This window comes from Microbacterium sp. LjRoot205, from assembly GCF_056175745.1.
Genome location: NZ_JBGFFH010000001.1, coordinates 991,191 through 1,006,127, shown reverse-complemented (window position 1 = coordinate 1,006,127; position 14,937 = coordinate 991,191). Strand labels below are relative to the sequence as shown.

The window sequence follows — 14,937 nt, the reverse complement described above, 5'->3', positions numbered from 1 at the left end:
AGGATGAGCCTGTTCGCCCTGGCACCCAAGCGCGGTCCGCGCTGGCACCTCGCCACCCAGGCAGCGCTGGGCATCGCGGTGCCGATCGCCGTCATGACCATGATTGGTCAGCCCTCGCTCGGCTACATCGCGGCATCGGGCGCATTCACGGTCCTCTTCGCCGGCACCGCTCCTGTGGTCGAACGGGCGAGGATCCTGCCCTTCGTCGCCGCGGGCCTGATCGCCAGCGCCGCACTCGGAGTCGCTGCCTCCGCGAGCGCCTGGCTCGTGAGCATCGGCGTCGTGGTGGTCGCGGTCGTCAGCGCGGCTCTGGCGTTCGGCTTCCGGCTCGGTCCTCCGGGGCCCCTCTTCTTCGTGCTGGTCTTCGGCCTCTCGGCTCATGTGATCGTCAGTTCACCGATCGCACCGATGGTCTACATCGCCGCGCTCGCGGCGGGATGCGTGTTCTCCTATCTGGTCGCGATGGCGCCGCTTCTGCTCCCCCGTGCGCGTTCGGTCTCGGCCAGGCCGCTGCGTGAGCTGCTGCCGGGGCCCGCGTTCACGGCCGATTCACGCATGCTGCTGATCCGGGTCGCGATCGTCGCGATCATCGGCGTGCTGCTCGGGCTGGTGATCGACCCGACGCGCACGTACTGGATCGTCGGATCGGCCGTCGCCGTGATCGGCGTGGCAGCCGCCCGCCGCGCCGCCGTGCAGCGCGGACTGCACCGCATGCTCGGGACCGTCGTCGGCGCAGGGGTCTACGCGCTTCTCTCCCTGCTGCATCCGTCGGGTCTCTGGCTGGCGCTGCTTCTCGGCGCCCTGCAGTTCACGATCGAGCTCGTCGTGGTGCGCCACTACGCTCTCGCGCTCGTCTTCATCACGCCGCTCGTGCTGCTGCTGACAGGTGCGGCGACCGGCGAGATCGGTTCGATGGACGTCGCGTGGGAACGTATCGTCGACACCCTCGTCGGGGCTGCGCTCGGTGCGCTCTCCGGTCTGCTGCATCCTCGGTCCACGACGCCTCGCACCTGATCCTCGACGGCGGCCGCCGCACGGGGCATACTCGCACCATGATCCGCGCGCCAGAGATCGACGACTACCACGGGAGACTCCGCCCCGAAGATCGCGAGATCTGCGAGCGCCTCGCCGACGAGATCGACCGGGGGCTTCCCGAGGCGTCCGCCAAGGTGTGGCACGCGCACCCCGTCTGGTTCCTCGACGGCAATCCGATCGTGGGATACGACCGGTTGAAGGATGCCGTGCGACTGATGTTCTGGAGTGGCCAGTCGTTCGCCGAGCCCGGACTCGTCGCGGCCGGATCGTTCGAGGCGGCCGAGGCGAGGTTCGTCGACGTCTCGGAGATCGACACCGACCGTCTCGCCGTCTGGCTGTCGGAGTCACGGGTCGTGCAGTGGGACCACGAGCACATCCGCACGAATCGGGGCCTCGTCAAGCGCACCGAGTTCTGACCTCGATCCGGGAACACGACGGGCCGGCGCCGGGTTGCACATCGAGAGCCGAGAGGAGAGCGATGGAACTCACGCTGGTCACATCCGCGTTCTGCGGCGCCTGCTCTCGAACCCGTGCGGTCGTGGCTGATGCGGTGCGCTACCTTCCCGATGCGACCGTCACCGAGATCGACGTCGCATCGGAGCCGGATGCGGCGGAGGCGCTCGACATCCGGTTCACCCCCACGGTCATCATCCGCGATGCCGCGGGTGCGGAGGTCTTCCGGGCAGAAGGCGTGCCGACCGTGCCTCAGGTGCTGACCGCGGCGGTGAAGGCGCTCCCCGACTGAGCGACGACGCCGCTCTTGCGGATGTCCGACCCCCGGCGCAGAATGAGCCGCAGCGGGGCCGACGAGGGCCCTGCCTGACAGAGCTGGGGGCAGTCATGGCGACACTCAATCCGTATCTCTCGTTCCGCACCGAAGCGAGACAGGCGATGGAGTTCTATCAGGGCATCCTCGGCGGGGACCTCGAGATCACCGTGTTCGGCGAGTTCCCCGACATGGTGCAGAACCCCGATCAGAACGACCTCGTGATGCACGCGCAGCTCACGACGCCCGACGGCCTCGTGCTGATGGCGTCGGACACCCCCGACGGCATCCCCTTCGAGCCGCCTCAGGGATTCTCGGTCTCCCTGAGCGGCAATACGCAGGAGAAGACGCAGCAGGTCTGGGATGCGCTGTCGGACGGCGCGGCGGTCACGATGCCGCTCGACGCCGCGCCGTGGGGCGGCAGTTTCGGGATGCTCGTCGATCGATTCGCGATCCCCTGGATGCTGCACGGCGACCCCGAGTGAGTCGCACACTGCCGATCCGCTGACTGCGAAGACCCCCTCCTGCGGGCGTCCGCAGGAGGGGGTCTCCGTGATGTCAGGTCGCCCAGGTCGCCACGGGGCGGCTCGACTCAGCTCAGCTCAGGGCCTTCGCTTCGATGAACGCACGGAGCTCCTGCTCGTCGTCTGCCATCTCGGTCCGGTGCTGCGGAGCATCGAGCATGGCGCGCAGCTCCGAGGAGCACTCGAGCTCGACGCCGATCGCCTCGCGGATCGTCTCGGCGAACTTCTGCGGCTTCGCGGTCTCGAGCACGAGCATCGGCACACCCGATTCGAGATTCTCGCGGGCGACCTTGACCCCGTCTGCGGTGTGAGGGTCGATGATGTCGCCCGTCGCCTCGTAGACCGCCTTGATGGTCGCGAGTCGGTCGGCGTGGGTCGAGGTGCCGCTGACGATGCCGAACTCGTCGACGAAACGAGCCAGGTCGGCGGTGAAATCGAAGAAGCCCTGGGTGTCGAGATCCTGCCAGGCCTTGACCACGCGTGCGGCATCGCGCCCGACGAGCTCGAAGATGAAGCGCTCGAGATTCGAGGCCTTCGAGATGTCCATCGACGGGCTCGAGGTGGCGAGCGTCTGCGCCGCGCTGCGGGGCCGGTAGACACCGGTGCGGAAGAACTCGTCGAGCACGTTGTTCTCATTGGCGGCGAGCACGAGCCGACGGATCGGGAGGCCCATCTGCTTCGCGAAGAACCCCGAGAGGATGTTGCCGAAGTTCCCCGACGGCACGGTGAACGAGACCTCGGTCCAGCCGCCGGCATCCGTCGCGCGCAGCCATGCCCAGAAGTAGTAGACGACCTGAGCGGTGATGCGGGCGAGGTTGATCGAGTTGACGGCACCGAGGTGCTGGGCCCGCTTGAAGTCGAGATCGCCGGCGAGCGACTTGACGAGGTTCTGGCAGTCGTCGAACACGCCGTCGACCACGATGTTGTGGATGTTCTCGTCGGCGAGCGAGAACATCTGCGCACGCTGGAATGCGCTCATGCGTCCCTTCGGAGACAGCATGAAGACCGAGATGCGGTCCTTGCCGCGCAGCGCGTGCTCGGCAGCCGATCCCGTGTCTCCGGAGGTCGCGCCGAGGATGTTCAGGACTGAGCCCTTGCGCTCCAGCGCGTACTCGACGACCTGGCCGAGGAACTGCATGGCCATGTCCTTGAACGCCAGCGTCGGGCCCTCGGAGAGACCCACGAGCGTGAGGTCGTCATCGATCGAGCGCAGCGGCACGACCTCTTCGGGGAACTGGTCGTATGCCGCCGCGGTCATGCGCGCGAGATCGGCACGGGGGATGTCCGTCGCGAACAACGCGAGCACCTCGGCCGCGAGCTGCGGGTAGGTCAGCGCCCGCCAGCGCTCGAGGGTCTCACCGTCGACCGTCGGCATGGTCTCGGGCACGGCGAGCCCGCCGTCTGTCGCGAGCCCTTCGAGCAGGGTCTCGCAGTACGGCAGCGGCTGCATGCCGCCTCGGGTGGAGATGTACTGCACGGGAGCTCCTCGGTTCGGGATCGGCACGGGGCTTCCATTCTCGCAGGTGGCCGCGGGGTGGTTGCACGGCCACCACGCGTACTCACGACATAGCGCGTTCGTCGCGCGGAGGCAATGGTATTTCCCTGTGAGCTCGGATCTCTTAACGTGGACCCCATCAACAGAACAGGAGCCCTCATGACTGCGAAGACCCATACCGCGCATGACCACAAGCCCGCCGACGGCCAGGCTCCCACGACAGCCACCACGCCGGCAGAGCCCCTCTACGAACGTGTCGACCTCGATCGGTACGTCGTGCTCCACGAAGGTCCCGTCGGATACGTCGAGCACGTGCATCCGGTCTTCGTCTGCTACGTGGGCCACCCCTATCATCACGCCGACGAGATCGCTCAGGTGTATGACTTCCACGACGCTGTGCGGACTGTTCTGCACCGCGCCGTCTCGAAGCGGCGCGCTCAGTGAGCCGCGAGATCTGGCCCGGTTCCCCCTACCCGCTCGGTGCGACCTTCGATGGCCAGGGCGCGAACTTCGCCCTGTTCAGCGAAGGCGCCGAGAAGGTCGAGCTGTGCCTGTTCGATGACGACGGCAACGAAGAGCGGATAGCGCTCGAAGAGGTCGACGCGTACGTGTGGCACGGGTATCTGCCCTCGGTTCAGCCGGGGCAGCTGTACGGATACCGCGTGCACGGCACCTACGACCCCGCCCAGGGAAAGCGATTCAACCCGAACAAGCTCCTCCTCGACCCCTACGCGAAGTCGGTCGCAGGTCGTGTGGAGTGGGGACAGCCGCTGTTCGGCTACGACTTCGGCGACCCCGACTCCCGCAACGACGAGGACTCCGGCGCGACGATGGTGAAGGGCGTGGTCGTGAACCCGTTCTTCGAATGGGCTGGCGACCGCCTCCCGAAGATCCCCTACGCGCAGACAGTGATCTACGAGGCGCACGTCAAGGGACTCACCCAGCTGCACCCCGATGTCCCCGAGGAGCTGCGCGGCACATATGCGGCGATCGGTCACCCGTCGGTCATCGCGCATCTCGTGCACCTCGGAGTCACCGCGATCGAGCTGATGCCGGTGCACCAGTTCATCTACGACTCGACGCTCGAAGAGAAGGGCCTCACGAACTACTGGGGCTACAACACCCTCGCGTTCTTCGCGCCGCACAACGACTACTCCTCCAGCGGGCAGCACGGTCAGCAGGTGCAGGAGTTCAAGGCCATGGTGCGCGCGCTCCATGCAGCAGGCATCGAGGTCATCCTCGACGTGGTCTACAACCACACCGCCGAGGGAAACCACATGGGGCCGATGCTCTCGATGCGGGGCATCGACAACGAGGCGTACTACCGCCTCGAAGAGGACCGCCGCTATTACACCGACTACACCGGCACAGGGAACAGCCTCAACGCGGGCAACCCGCATGCGCTGCAGCTGATCATGGACTCGCTGCGGTACTGGGTGACCGAGATGCACGTCGACGGCTTCCGCTTCGACCTCGCCTCGACCCTCGCGCGCGAGTTCTACGACGTCGATCGACTCGCGGCCTTCTTCGAGCTCGTGCAGCAGGATCCGATCGTCTCGCAGGTGAAGCTCATCGCCGAGCCGTGGGACGTCGGTCCGGGCGGATATCAGGTCGGCAACTTCCCCCCGCAGTGGACGGAGTGGAACGGCAAGTACCGCGACACGGTGCGCGACTTCTGGCGTGGCGAGCCTCAGGCGCTCGGCGAGTTCGCCTCCCGCCTCACCGGGTCGGCCGACCTCTACGAGCACTCCGGTCGCCGCCCTGTGGCGTCGATCAACTTCGTGACCGCGCACGACGGCTTCACGCTGCGCGACCTCGTGTCGTACAACGAGAAGCACAACGACGCGAACGGCGAGGACAACAACGACGGAGAGTCCCACAACCGCTCCGACAACCACGGCGCGGAGGGTCCTACCGAGGACGAGGGGATCAACCGCATACGTGCTCGTCAGCAGCGCAACTTCCTGGCGACGCTGCTGCTGTCGCAGGGAGTGCCGATGATCGCGCACGGCGACGAGCTCGGCCGCACCCAGGACGGCAACAACAACGGCTACGCACAGGACAACGAGCTCACCTGGGTCGACTGGGAATCGGCCGACCTGCCGCTCGTGGAGTTCACCGCAGCGGTGGCCAGGCTTCGCCGCGACCACCCGACGTTCCGACGCAGCCGCTTCTTCGACGGGCGTCCGGTGCGGTCGGACGACGGCGAGCGCGTGCCCGACGTCGTCTGGCTGCGTCCGGATGGCCGCCGCATGGAACCGGAGGACTGGGATTCCGGATTCGGTCTCGCGATCGGAGTCTTCCTCAACGGTCAGGGCATCCGCGAGAAGGACCGACGTGGTCGCCCCGTCACCGATCAGAACTTCCTCGTCTACTTCAACAGCGGCACGGATGCCGTCGAGCTCGCGCTGCCCGATGAGCGGCACGGCCATGCGTGGGAGGTCATGATCGACACCGCGGGCGAGCGAGCCGACGGCGGATCACTGGATCCGGGTGCGTCAGTCCCGCTCGAGGCCCACTCGCTCCTCGTGCTGCGCGACGTCGACCGGACGGTGGTGTCGACGGACAATTCGGTCGAAGCGTCGCTGCGCATTCAGACGGAGCAGGCCGAGGCCCCGGCGCCGGCCCCCACCCCGGAGCTGCCTCGATGACGTATCGCCCGCTCTCGACCTACCGTCTGCAGATCCGCTCAGGCTTCACCCTCGACGACGCGGCATCGGTCACGACGTATCTGGCCGATCTCGGGGCGTCGTGGGCCTACCTGTCACCGCTCCTGGCCGCCGTGCCCGGGTCGGACCACGGCTACGACGTCGTCGATCACTCGCGAGTGGATGACGACCGCGGCGGCCCCGACGGCCTGAAGCGGTTCGCCGCCGCCGCGCGAGCAGCCGGACTCGGCATCCTCGTCGACATCGTGCCGAACCACGTCGGCGTGGCGATCCCCCGCGCCAACGTCTGGTGGTGGGATCTGCTGAGACTCGGACGCACGTCACGTCACGCGGTGGCGTTCGACATCGACCGACGACTGTCGGAGGGGCGGGTGCGTCTGCCGATCCTGGGTTCGTCGCTCTCAGAGGTCCTCGAGTCCGGTGACATCGTGGTCGACACCACTCCCGCCGACGACGCCCCCGACGGCACGCTGTCGTACTTCGACCATGTGCTGCCGTTGGCGCCGGGCTCCGGTGAGTTCGCGGAAGACCTGCCGAGGCTCCTGGAGGCCCAGCACTACGAGTTGCGGTTCTGGGAAGACCAGAACACCGACCTCGACTACCGCCGCTTCTTCGCCGTGTCGGAGCTCGCCGGCATCCGCGTCGAGATCCCCGATGTCTTCGACGAGTCGCATGTCGAGATCGCACGGTGGATCACCGACGGTCTGGCCGACGGCCTGCGGGTCGACCACCCCGACGGACTGACAGACCCCGGCGGCTACCTCGAGCGACTCGCGGACATCACCGGCGGCGCATACACGGTCGTCGAGAAGATCCTCGAGCCCGGCGAGCAGCTGCCCTCGTGGTGGCGCACCGACGGCACGACCGGATACGACGCGATGGGCGAGATCGACCGCGTCCTGATCGACGGCGACGGAGTCGCAGCGCTCGACCGACTCGACGCGCGGCTGCGCACGGAGACCGGTCTGCCCGCAGCGGAGCCCTGGCACGACCTGATCCATACGACCAAGCGGATGATCGCCGACGAGCTGCTGCAGTCCGAGGTGCGCCGCCTGGTGCGGGCGCTGCCGTTCGGTGTGGTCGGCGCCGAGGATGCGCTGGCCGAGATCGTCGCCGGCTTCCCCGTCTACAGGGCGTATCTGCCGGCGGGGCGCGAGCACCTGCAGCACGCGATCGACGACGCCTCCCGACGACGCCCCGACCTCGCGGCATCGATCGCCGAGCTGACGCCCCTGCTGCTCGACACGACTCTCGAGGTGTCGGAGCGCTTCCCGCAGGTGACGGGCGCCGTCATGGCGAAGGGCGTCGAGGACACCGCGTTCTACCGCCACACCCGTCTCGGGACCCTGACGGAGGTCGGCGGCGACCCGTCGATCACCTCCGTCTCGGTCGGCGGGTTCCATGACGCGCAGCGAGCGCGACTGGCGTCGTGGCCGCACTCTCTCACCGCACTGTCGACCCACGACACGAAGCGATCCGAAGACGTCCGCGCACGCCTCTCGGTGCTCGCAGAGGTTCCGGATCGATGGGCCGAGGTCCTGACCGATCTTCGGGCCGTCGCGTCGACCGGACACGGCCCCCTCGATTCGCTGCTCTGGCAGGCGGCGGTGGGAGCCTGGCCGATCTCATCGGAGCGACTGCTCGCGTACGGCCTGAAGGCGGCGCGCGAAGCCGCGGAGTCGACCGGATGGCAGCATCCCGACCTCGAGTTCGAGAAGGGCATCGAATCGATCGCGAACGCGACGAACGGAGACGCCCGCGCGATCCTCGAGGGGTTCGTGGCCGAGATCGTCGATCACGGCCGGGTGAACTCGCTGTCCGCCAAGCTTCTGCAGCTCGCAGCCCCCGGTGTGCCGGACGTCTATCAGGGCACCGAACTGTGGGATCACTCCCTCGTCGACCCCGACAACCGGCGGCCCGTGGACTTCGCCGAACGATCGGCGATGCTCCGGCGACTCGATGAGGACGTCGCCCGCGGCGTCCTCCCCCCTGTCGACGACTCGGGTCTCGCGAAGATGCTCGTCACCTCTCGCGCGCTGCGTCTGCGCAGGGACAACCGCGAGCTGTTCTACCGGTATCGCCCCGGTGGCGTCGCGGGGGAGGCATCGGATCATGCGGTCGCCATGGACCGGGGCGGCGTGCTCGCCGTCGCGACGCGTCTGCCCGCAGGACTCGTCCGTCGAGGCGGCTGGGGCGACACGGTGCTGCTGCGCCGGGAGCTGCCCGCGACCGACGCGATCACGGGGCGTCGGTTCGACCGTGGGCCGATCCGTCTCGCCGACCTTCTCGACACCTATCCGGTGGCGCTCCTGGTGGATGAGCGATGATCTCGGTCTGGGCTCCGCGCGTCGACAGGGTGCAGCTGCGGCGTCTCACCCCCGCCTGCACGACGATCTCGGAGCACGATCTCGACCCGGCGGATGACGGGTCCGGGTGGTGGCGCACGGATGTGGCGATGGCCGAGGGCGAGCGCTACGGCTTCCTGCTCGGCGACAGCACCGAGCTGCGCCCCGACCCTCGGTCGCGCCGACAGCCTCGAGGCGTGCACGGGCCCTCGGCCCTGTTCGACCCCGCCCGCTTCGAGTGGACCGACACCGGCTGGAGCGGACGGCCGCTCGACGGCGGTGTGATCTACGAGCTGCACGTCGGCACGTTCACGCCCGAGGGGACACTCGACTCGCTCGCCGGGCACCTCGATCACCTCGTCGAGCTCGGCATCACCCATGTCGAGCTTCTTCCGGTCAACGCGTTCAGCGGTGAGTGGAACTGGGGATACGACGGCGTGCTCTGGTACGCCGTGCACGAGGGGTACGGCGGCCCGGCCGCGTATCAGCGGTTCGTCGATTCCGCTCATGCGCGCGGCATCGCGGTGATCCAGGACGTGGTCTACAACCACCTCGGCCCGAGCGGCAACTACCTGCCCGAGTTCGGCCCCTACCTGCGCGAAGGCGAGCACACCGCGTGGGGCGACTCGGTGAACCTCGATGAACCGGCCGTGCGCGAGTACATCATCGAGAACGCCCTGATGTGGCTGCGTGACTTCCACGTCGACGGTCTGCGTCTCGACGCCGTGCACGCCCTCCACGACGACAGCACACCGCATCTCCTGCATGAGCTGTCCGAGCGCGTGGATGCACTGTCGCGCGAGGTCGATCGCCCCCTGAGCCTGATCGCCGAGTCCGATCTCAACGACCCCGTCATGGTCCTCCCCCGCGAGGCCGGCGGACACGGTCTCACCGCTCAGTGGTCGGATGACTGGCATCACGCAGTGCACGTCGCGCTCACCGGCGAGACCGACGGGTACTACGCCGATTTCGCGGCACCGGATGCTGTCGCGAAGGTCACGCAGGACGGGTTCTTCCACGACGGCACGTATTCGTCGTTCCGCGGGCGAGCGCACGGCACCCCGCTGCCGCCGAGCGTTCCCGCCTGGCGTCTGGTCACGTTCGCGCAGGATCATGACCAGATCGGCAACCGCGCGGCCGGAGACCGGCTGACGGCATCGCTGTCATCCGACCGGCTCGCCGTCGCCGCGGTGCTGACGTTGACAGCGCCGGGAACCCCGATGCTGTTCATGGGCGAGGAATGGGGAGCATCGACTCCCTGGCAGTTCTTCACGTCTCACAAGGAACCCGAGCTCGCCCGGGCCACGGCGGAGGGGCGGATCGCCGAGTTCGCGCAGATGGGATGGGACCCGGCCGCTGTGCCCGACCCCCAGGACCCTGCGACCTTCGAGCGGTCGCGGCTGGACTGGAGTGAGCTCGAATCACCGCACCATGCTCGGATGCTCGATCTGTATCGACGTCTGATCGCGCTGCGACGTGAGGTGCCCGAACTGACCGACCCCGAGATGTCGCACAACGTCGTCTCGGTCTCTCATCTCGAGGGCGCACCAGAGCACCGGGCCTACCGCATCGAGCGGGGTGAGCTCGCGGTGCTCGTGAACCTCACCACGGAGGAGGTGGAGTTCGACCTCGGCCCCGACTCGCGGATCCTGCTGGAGACGGCACCCGGCCGGATGGTGGCACGGACCATCGCGCTGCCGCCCGAGTCAGCGGCGATCGTCGCGCCGCCGCGCTGAACCGTCTCAGGCGCCGAGCACCTTCTCGAAGCACAGTGAGAGATCGCTGCCGACGTAGTGCCCGAACAGCGGAATCGGCACGTACCCTTCGCGCTGGTAGAAGCGCACGGCATCCGGCTGAGCGGTGCCGGTCTCGAGCACCAGAGACCGGATGCCGAGCTGTCGCGCCTCGGTCTCGAGGGCGCGGAGCAGGGCGACGGCCGCCCCTGTTCCGCGCGCGGACGGCGCCGCATACATCCGCTTGATCTCTGCGACATCCGATCCGAGGACCTCCGGATGCAGGGGTCTGAGACCGCCGCACACGACGGCGTGACCGCCACCGTCCCTCGCCACGAGGAAGATCGGCACATCGTCGGCCGAGGGGATGACGCCCGGCTCGTGGTCATCGCTGCCGTACCGCGCGTCCAGCTCTCTGCGTTGAGCGGCTCTGAGCCGCTCTGCGTCCGGATGCGACCACGCCACTCGCTCGACCGTCACGTCCATGTCGTCCCTTCGATTCGGTGCCAGCGCCGTTCACGATATCGAGGGGAGATTTCGCAGATGTTGCCGATCCGCACTGATTCAGGGTTCTCTGAATTCAGATTTCTGTGTACTGTTGCTGCGTGACCCTCACCGCCTCGCTCACCCATACCGCCGCGGTCGCCCGCCTCGGGCATGCACTGTCGGACGCGACTCGGGCAGGCATCCTGCTCGCCCTCCGAGACGCCCCCGCCTATCCCTCCGACCTCGCGGACGAGCTCGGGGTCAGCCGTCAGCTCCTGTCGAATCACCTCGCCTGTCTGCGGGGATGCGGTCTCGTCGAGAGCGCCCCCGACGGACGCCGCAGCCGCTATGCGCTCGCAGACCCGCACCTCGCCACAGCCCTCGACGAGCTGATGCGCGTCATGCTGATCGTCGACCCCGGCTGCTGCGACGGAGACGGGTGCAGCTGCTGATGTCGGTGACCGCCCTCACCCCCGAGCGGCGCGCGACGCTGCATCGCCGCATCCGGCTCATCGTGGCCTTCACGATCGTCTACAACGTGATCGAGGCCGTCGTCGCGATCGCCGCGGGGTCGGCCGCCTCGTCTGCCGCGCTGATCGGGTTCGGACTCGACTCGAGCATCGAGGTGCTGTCGGCCGCCGCCGTCGCCTGGCAGTTCACCCGCCGCGATCCCGAGCGCTGGGAGAAGCCCACCTTGCGGGTGATCGCCGTGGCTTTCTTCGCGCTCGCGGTCTATGTCGCTGCGTCGTCTGCGCTGTCTCTGCTCGGCGGAGACCGGCCCGAGCACAGCGCTGTCGGTCTCGTGCTGACCGCGCTCAGTGTGGTGATCATGCCGCTCGTGTCGTTCGCCGAGCGACGGGCGGGTGTCGAGATCGGATCCGCCACGGCGGTCGCCGACTCGAAGCAGACGCTGATCTGCACCTACCTGTCGGCCGCGGTGCTCATCGGACTGGCCCTCAACAGCCTGTTCGGCTGGTGGTGGGCGGATGCCGTCGCCGGACTCGTCATCGCGATCTTCGCCGTTCGAGAGGGCCTCGAGGCATGGAAGGGCGACGCCTGCGCGACCTCGGTCGGCATGATCCTGGAAGACGAGCACGCTCGTCACACGCACGACGACGCACGTCATGAGCACTGACTCCGGAAGAAGTTCAGCGAGATCCTGACCTCAGCGTCACTTTCGGTCGACTTCGGGGTCTTGCACATGAGACCCGAAGTCGGCCTGGGGGAACATGAGCCCGCTTCCGGTCTGAGCCGCACTCTCCCCTGTTGAGCGGCTCGCGGGTGGGGCACCTCCCACAGCCCCACCCGCCCTCCTGCTCGTCACGGGGTCGGCGCGCTTGCGTCAGATCCAGCCGCGCTCCTCGGCCATCAGCACCGCCTGCTGCCGTGTGCCCACCGACAGTTTCGCGAGCACCGCGGAGATGTGGTTGCGCACCGTGCCCGGGGCGAGGGACAACGCCCTCGCGATCTGGGTCGTGGTCTCACCACGACGCCCCGCACGCAGCACGTCCAGCTCACGATCGGTGAGGGGCGAACGCTCATCGCTCAGCGCGTCGGCCGCGATCTCGGGATCGACATAGCGAGCTCCCGCCGCGACCCTGCGGATCACATCGGCGACCTGATCGGCGCCTCGGGACTTCGGGAGGAAACCTGCGACGCCCGATGCGAGCGCGCGCCGCAGCACCCCTGGGCGGGCGTGACGGGTGACCACGACGCAGCGCGTGACGATCGCCCGGTTCAGCCGCTCGGCGACCTCGACGCCGTCGAGCCCCGGCATCTCGAGGTCCAGCAGGCAGACATCGGGGGTCAACCTGAGCGCGGCAGCGAGCGCCTGCTCTCCGTCGGCGCACTCGGCCACCACCTCGATGTCTCCCTCGAGGCGCAGCAGCGCGGCGAGAGCCGAACGGATCATGCCCTCATCGTCCGCGAGGAGCACCCGGATCATCGCGTGCCCTCCTCGTCAGCAGGCTGCATCTCAGATGCCGGCACCGTCACCGAGACGATGAACTCACCGGCGTCCTCGCGGATCTCCAGGGTTCCGCCCGCTTCCGAGATGCGTCGTCTGACCCCGTCGAGCCCCGACCCCACCGGCTCTCCCCCGGCGCCGGCCGCCACATCGTTCGCAACCTCGTAACGCCAGCCGTCGGCGACCCGGCGGAGGGCGAGACGCGCGCGGCGCCCGGCGCCGTGCCGCAGGACATTGGTCGTGGTCTCCCTGATCACGGGTCCGAGAGCCGACGATGGCGCGTCGTCGGCGTCCGGTGCGATATCGGCCTCGACGTCGAGTCCGGCCGCGGCGAGAAGATCTCGCGCATTCGCGACCTCGTCGCCCAACGGCACCGAACGGAAGCGCGTCGCAAGGTCGCGGGTGCCCTGCCGCGCTTCGTCGACACTCACTCTGGCTGCCTGCAGCTGCTCCAGAGCCGCATCGGGGTCGATCCCCATGAGGCGCTCGGCCAATTCGAGCTGCAAGGCGATCACCTGCAGGTGGTGCCCCTGCAGGTCGTGCACATCCGTGGCGACGCGCAGCCGCTCCTGCGTCGCAGCGAGTCTCGACTCGGATGCCCTGGCGCGGTCGACGGTGACGAGCACATCCCACCACCAGAGGGAGCTGACCGACATCGCCGGGATGATGATCGCATACAGCGCGGGGATCCAGCCGGCGACGCCGATGTCTGCAGCGCCCCTCGCCGCGTCGACGAAGGCGACGAGAACGAGCAGCAGGGTGGCGAGCGCGACGATCCGCAGGCGGATGCCCTTGGGCCAGTTGAGCAGCACCACCGACTGAGCGACAGGCATGAGGGCGAGCAGCCAGCTGTCGATCACCAGTCCGGCGACGGCTCCGTAGCCGACCGCTGTCAGCAGAGGCAGCGCGATGCGCGTCCACGCGATTCCGGGCTCCGCATCGAGCCGGTGGCGGTACCCGGCGAGCAGCACCATCGTCGAAGCCCACCAGACGAGCCCTCCCAGCCCCACGATGAACGGAGCCGCCACGTCGCCCGGTACGGCGAGGGCCTGCAGCGTCCAGATCAGCACCAGGAACAGCTCGAGGAAGACGACGGCCGAGAATGTGTACCACCAGGTCGCGGTGATGCCCCGGGCGAGTTGGCGCGCGCCGGGCGGCGGGTCGCCGGAGTGGTCGGCGACCGGAGAAGTGCTGCTCATGCCCCCAGAGTACGGGCGTGACACATGTCACGGATGCCGCAGGCGAACCACCCGGAAAGCAGTGACGCTGCGACACTGCCGCGGTCGGGCGAAAGGCGGTGGACTGGATGCATCGCGACGGAGACACCGTCGCTCAGACCGGCAGGAGCCACCCCATGAATCTCATCGAGACCTTCCAGGGCTTCGTCGCCCAGGTGCCCGAACTCGTCCAGCCGCTCATCGTCGCCCTCGCCGGGGCGATCCCCTTCATCGAGGGTGAGGGTGCCGTGTCGATCGGCATCATCGGCGGCATCCACCCCGTGGTCGCGGCGATCGCGGCGATCATCGGCAACTTCCTCTGCGTCGCTGTGCTCGTCGTCGCCAGCTCGGGGGCGCGCACAGCGATCGTGAACCGGTCGCGCAGCCGGCAGGCTGTGGTCGCCGGAGGCGGAGCCGTCGAGACGGTTCCCGCCGACTCCGCGGATTCCGACCGCGGCAGTGCCCGCCGCGAGAAGTTCCAGCGGGCCTTCGAGCGCTACGGAGTGCCGGGCGTCAGCCTGCTCGGCCCGCTGCTCCTGCCCACCCATTTCACGGCCACCATGCTCGCCGCGTCGGGCGTCGGCAAGGTCCGCATCCTCGTCTGGCAGGCTGTCGCGATCATCGGCTGGACCACGATCGTGGCTGTGATCGTCGGCGGCGCCGTGTACGCGATCCGCTGAGCCCAGGCGCCGGACGCACAG

The 14,937-nt window shown here is 68.3% G+C and carries 15 protein-coding genes; 11 read left to right on the top strand and 4 right to left on the bottom strand.

The genetic code is table 11. The features are described 5' to 3' along the window. The first annotated feature begins 3 nt into the window (after positions 1–3). The 4 genes from AC04ME_RS04865 (at position 4) to AC04ME_RS04850 (ending at position 2,286) form a co-directional block, all read left to right on the top strand. The gene (locus AC04ME_RS04865; RefSeq protein ID WP_475433819.1) at positions 4–1,014 is read left to right on the top strand and encodes an FUSC family protein; all 1,011 of its coding nucleotides are present in this window, start codon (positions 4–6) and stop codon (positions 1,012–1,014) included. Between the two features lie 38 nt (positions 1,015–1,052). Next, positions 1,053–1,451: a DUF1801 domain-containing protein gene (locus AC04ME_RS04860; RefSeq protein ID WP_475433817.1), complete on the top strand. Its 399-nt coding sequence runs from the start codon at positions 1,053–1,055 to the stop codon at positions 1,449–1,451. A gap of 62 nt (positions 1,452–1,513) precedes the next feature. Continuing rightward, a complete protein-coding gene (locus tag AC04ME_RS04855; protein WP_042538922.1) occupies positions 1,514–1,780 on the top strand; it encodes a thioredoxin domain-containing protein in 267 nt (88 codons plus the stop codon). A gap of 95 nt (positions 1,781–1,875) precedes the next feature. Next, the gene (locus AC04ME_RS04850) at positions 1,876–2,286 is read left to right on the top strand and encodes a VOC family protein (RefSeq protein WP_455904318.1); all 411 of its coding nucleotides are present in this window, start codon (positions 1,876–1,878) and stop codon (positions 2,284–2,286) included. Between the two features lie 112 nt (positions 2,287–2,398). Here the strand turns inward: AC04ME_RS04850 and thrC are convergent, their stop codons facing one another. Further along, entirely contained in the window at positions 2,399–3,802 is a 1,404-nt protein-coding gene (gene thrC / locus AC04ME_RS04845) for a threonine synthase (RefSeq protein WP_475433816.1), read from the bottom strand. Positions 3,803–3,979: 177 nt separating this feature from the next. Between thrC and AC04ME_RS04840 the strand changes: the two genes are divergently transcribed. The 4 genes from AC04ME_RS04840 to treZ are packed head-to-tail and all read left to right on the top strand — an operon-like array spanning position 3,980 to position 10,570. Beyond that, positions 3,980–4,264: a hypothetical protein gene (locus tag AC04ME_RS04840; RefSeq protein WP_042538918.1), complete on the top strand. Its 285-nt coding sequence runs from the start codon at positions 3,980–3,982 to the stop codon at positions 4,262–4,264. After that, on the top strand, positions 4,261–6,471 hold the full coding sequence (glgX, locus tag AC04ME_RS04835) for a glycogen debranching protein GlgX (RefSeq protein ID WP_042538916.1): 2,211 nt from the start codon (positions 4,261–4,263) through the stop codon (positions 6,469–6,471). Before AC04ME_RS04840 ends, glgX begins: the two co-directional genes overlap by 4 nt. Further along, positions 6,468–8,816: a malto-oligosyltrehalose synthase gene (gene treY / locus AC04ME_RS04830; protein WP_475433815.1), complete on the top strand. Its 2,349-nt coding sequence runs from the start codon at positions 6,468–6,470 to the stop codon at positions 8,814–8,816. The genes glgX and treY overlap by 4 nt, the downstream gene beginning before the upstream one ends. Beyond that, positions 8,813–10,570 (top strand): malto-oligosyltrehalose trehalohydrolase, encoded by a 1,758-nt coding sequence (treZ, locus tag AC04ME_RS04825; RefSeq protein ID WP_475433814.1) that lies wholly within the window; start codon positions 8,813–8,815, stop codon positions 10,568–10,570. The genes treY and treZ overlap by 4 nt, the downstream gene beginning before the upstream one ends. Before the next feature lie 6 nt (positions 10,571–10,576). Here the strand turns inward: treZ and AC04ME_RS04820 are convergent, their stop codons facing one another. Further along, on the bottom strand, positions 10,577–11,053 hold the full coding sequence (locus AC04ME_RS04820; protein ID WP_079112286.1) for a GNAT family N-acetyltransferase: 477 nt from the start codon (positions 11,051–11,053) through the stop codon (positions 10,577–10,579). Positions 11,054–11,172: 119 nt separating this feature from the next. On the opposite strand from AC04ME_RS04820, the gene AC04ME_RS04815 reads away from it, so the two are divergent. Beyond that, on the top strand, positions 11,173–11,505 hold the full coding sequence (locus AC04ME_RS04815) for an ArsR/SmtB family transcription factor (RefSeq protein ID WP_153302134.1): 333 nt from the start codon (positions 11,173–11,175) through the stop codon (positions 11,503–11,505). After that, positions 11,505–12,188, top strand: a complete 684-nt coding sequence (locus tag AC04ME_RS04810; protein WP_079113910.1) for a cation efflux transmembrane domain-containing protein — start codon at positions 11,505–11,507, stop codon at positions 12,186–12,188. Before AC04ME_RS04815 ends, AC04ME_RS04810 begins: the two co-directional genes overlap by 1 nt. 207 nt (positions 12,189–12,395) lie before the next feature. Here the strand turns inward: AC04ME_RS04810 and AC04ME_RS04805 are convergent, their stop codons facing one another. Both AC04ME_RS04805 and AC04ME_RS04800 read right to left on the bottom strand, forming a co-directional pair. Further along, positions 12,396–12,998, bottom strand: coding sequence for a response regulator transcription factor (locus AC04ME_RS04805; protein ID WP_042538906.1), 603 nt, complete (start codon positions 12,996–12,998; stop codon positions 12,396–12,398). Then, on the bottom strand, positions 12,995–14,218 hold the full coding sequence (locus AC04ME_RS04800) for a sensor histidine kinase (protein ID WP_475433813.1): 1,224 nt from the start codon (positions 14,216–14,218) through the stop codon (positions 12,995–12,997). The genes AC04ME_RS04805 and AC04ME_RS04800 overlap by 4 nt, the downstream gene beginning before the upstream one ends. A 155-nt stretch (positions 14,219–14,373) precedes the next feature. On the opposite strand from AC04ME_RS04800, the gene AC04ME_RS04795 reads away from it, so the two are divergent. Further along, positions 14,374–14,916 (top strand): small multidrug efflux protein, encoded by a 543-nt coding sequence (locus tag AC04ME_RS04795; RefSeq protein WP_475433812.1) that lies wholly within the window; start codon positions 14,374–14,376, stop codon positions 14,914–14,916. Positions 14,917–14,937: the final 21 nt, after the last annotated feature.

What these genes read in the sequence shown, in the direction of transcription:
- AC04ME_RS04850 (WP_455904318.1), top strand. Translation starts at nt 1,876, where the DNA reads ATGGCGACACTCAATCCGTATCTCTCGTTCCGCACCGAAGCGAGACAG.
- AC04ME_RS04860 (WP_475433817.1), top strand. Translation starts at nt 1,053, where the DNA reads ATGATCCGCGCGCCAGAGATCGACGACTACCACGGGAGACTCCGCCCC.
- treY (WP_475433815.1), top strand. Translation starts at nt 6,468, where the DNA reads ATGACGTATCGCCCGCTCTCGACCTACCGTCTGCAGATCCGCTCAGGC.
- AC04ME_RS04855 (WP_042538922.1), top strand. Translation starts at nt 1,514, where the DNA reads ATGGAACTCACGCTGGTCACATCCGCGTTCTGCGGCGCCTGCTCTCGA.
- AC04ME_RS04805 (WP_042538906.1), bottom strand. Translation starts at nt 12,998, where the DNA reads ATGATCCGGGTGCTCCTCGCGGACGATGAGGGCATGATCCGTTCGGCT.
- AC04ME_RS04820 (WP_079112286.1), bottom strand. Translation starts at nt 11,053, where the DNA reads ATGGACGTGACGGTCGAGCGAGTGGCGTGGTCGCATCCGGACGCAGAG.
- AC04ME_RS04865 (WP_475433819.1), top strand. Translation starts at nt 4, where the DNA reads ATGAGCCTGTTCGCCCTGGCACCCAAGCGCGGTCCGCGCTGGCACCTC.
- AC04ME_RS04795 (WP_475433812.1), top strand. Translation starts at nt 14,374, where the DNA reads ATGAATCTCATCGAGACCTTCCAGGGCTTCGTCGCCCAGGTGCCCGAA.
- AC04ME_RS04800 (WP_475433813.1), bottom strand. Translation starts at nt 14,218, where the DNA reads ATGAGCAGCACTTCTCCGGTCGCCGACCACTCCGGCGACCCGCCGCCC.
- AC04ME_RS04810 (WP_079113910.1), top strand. Translation starts at nt 11,505, where the DNA reads ATGTCGGTGACCGCCCTCACCCCCGAGCGGCGCGCGACGCTGCATCGC.
- treZ (WP_475433814.1), top strand. Translation starts at nt 8,813, where the DNA reads ATGATCTCGGTCTGGGCTCCGCGCGTCGACAGGGTGCAGCTGCGGCGT.
- AC04ME_RS04840 (WP_042538918.1), top strand. Translation starts at nt 3,980, where the DNA reads ATGACTGCGAAGACCCATACCGCGCATGACCACAAGCCCGCCGACGGC.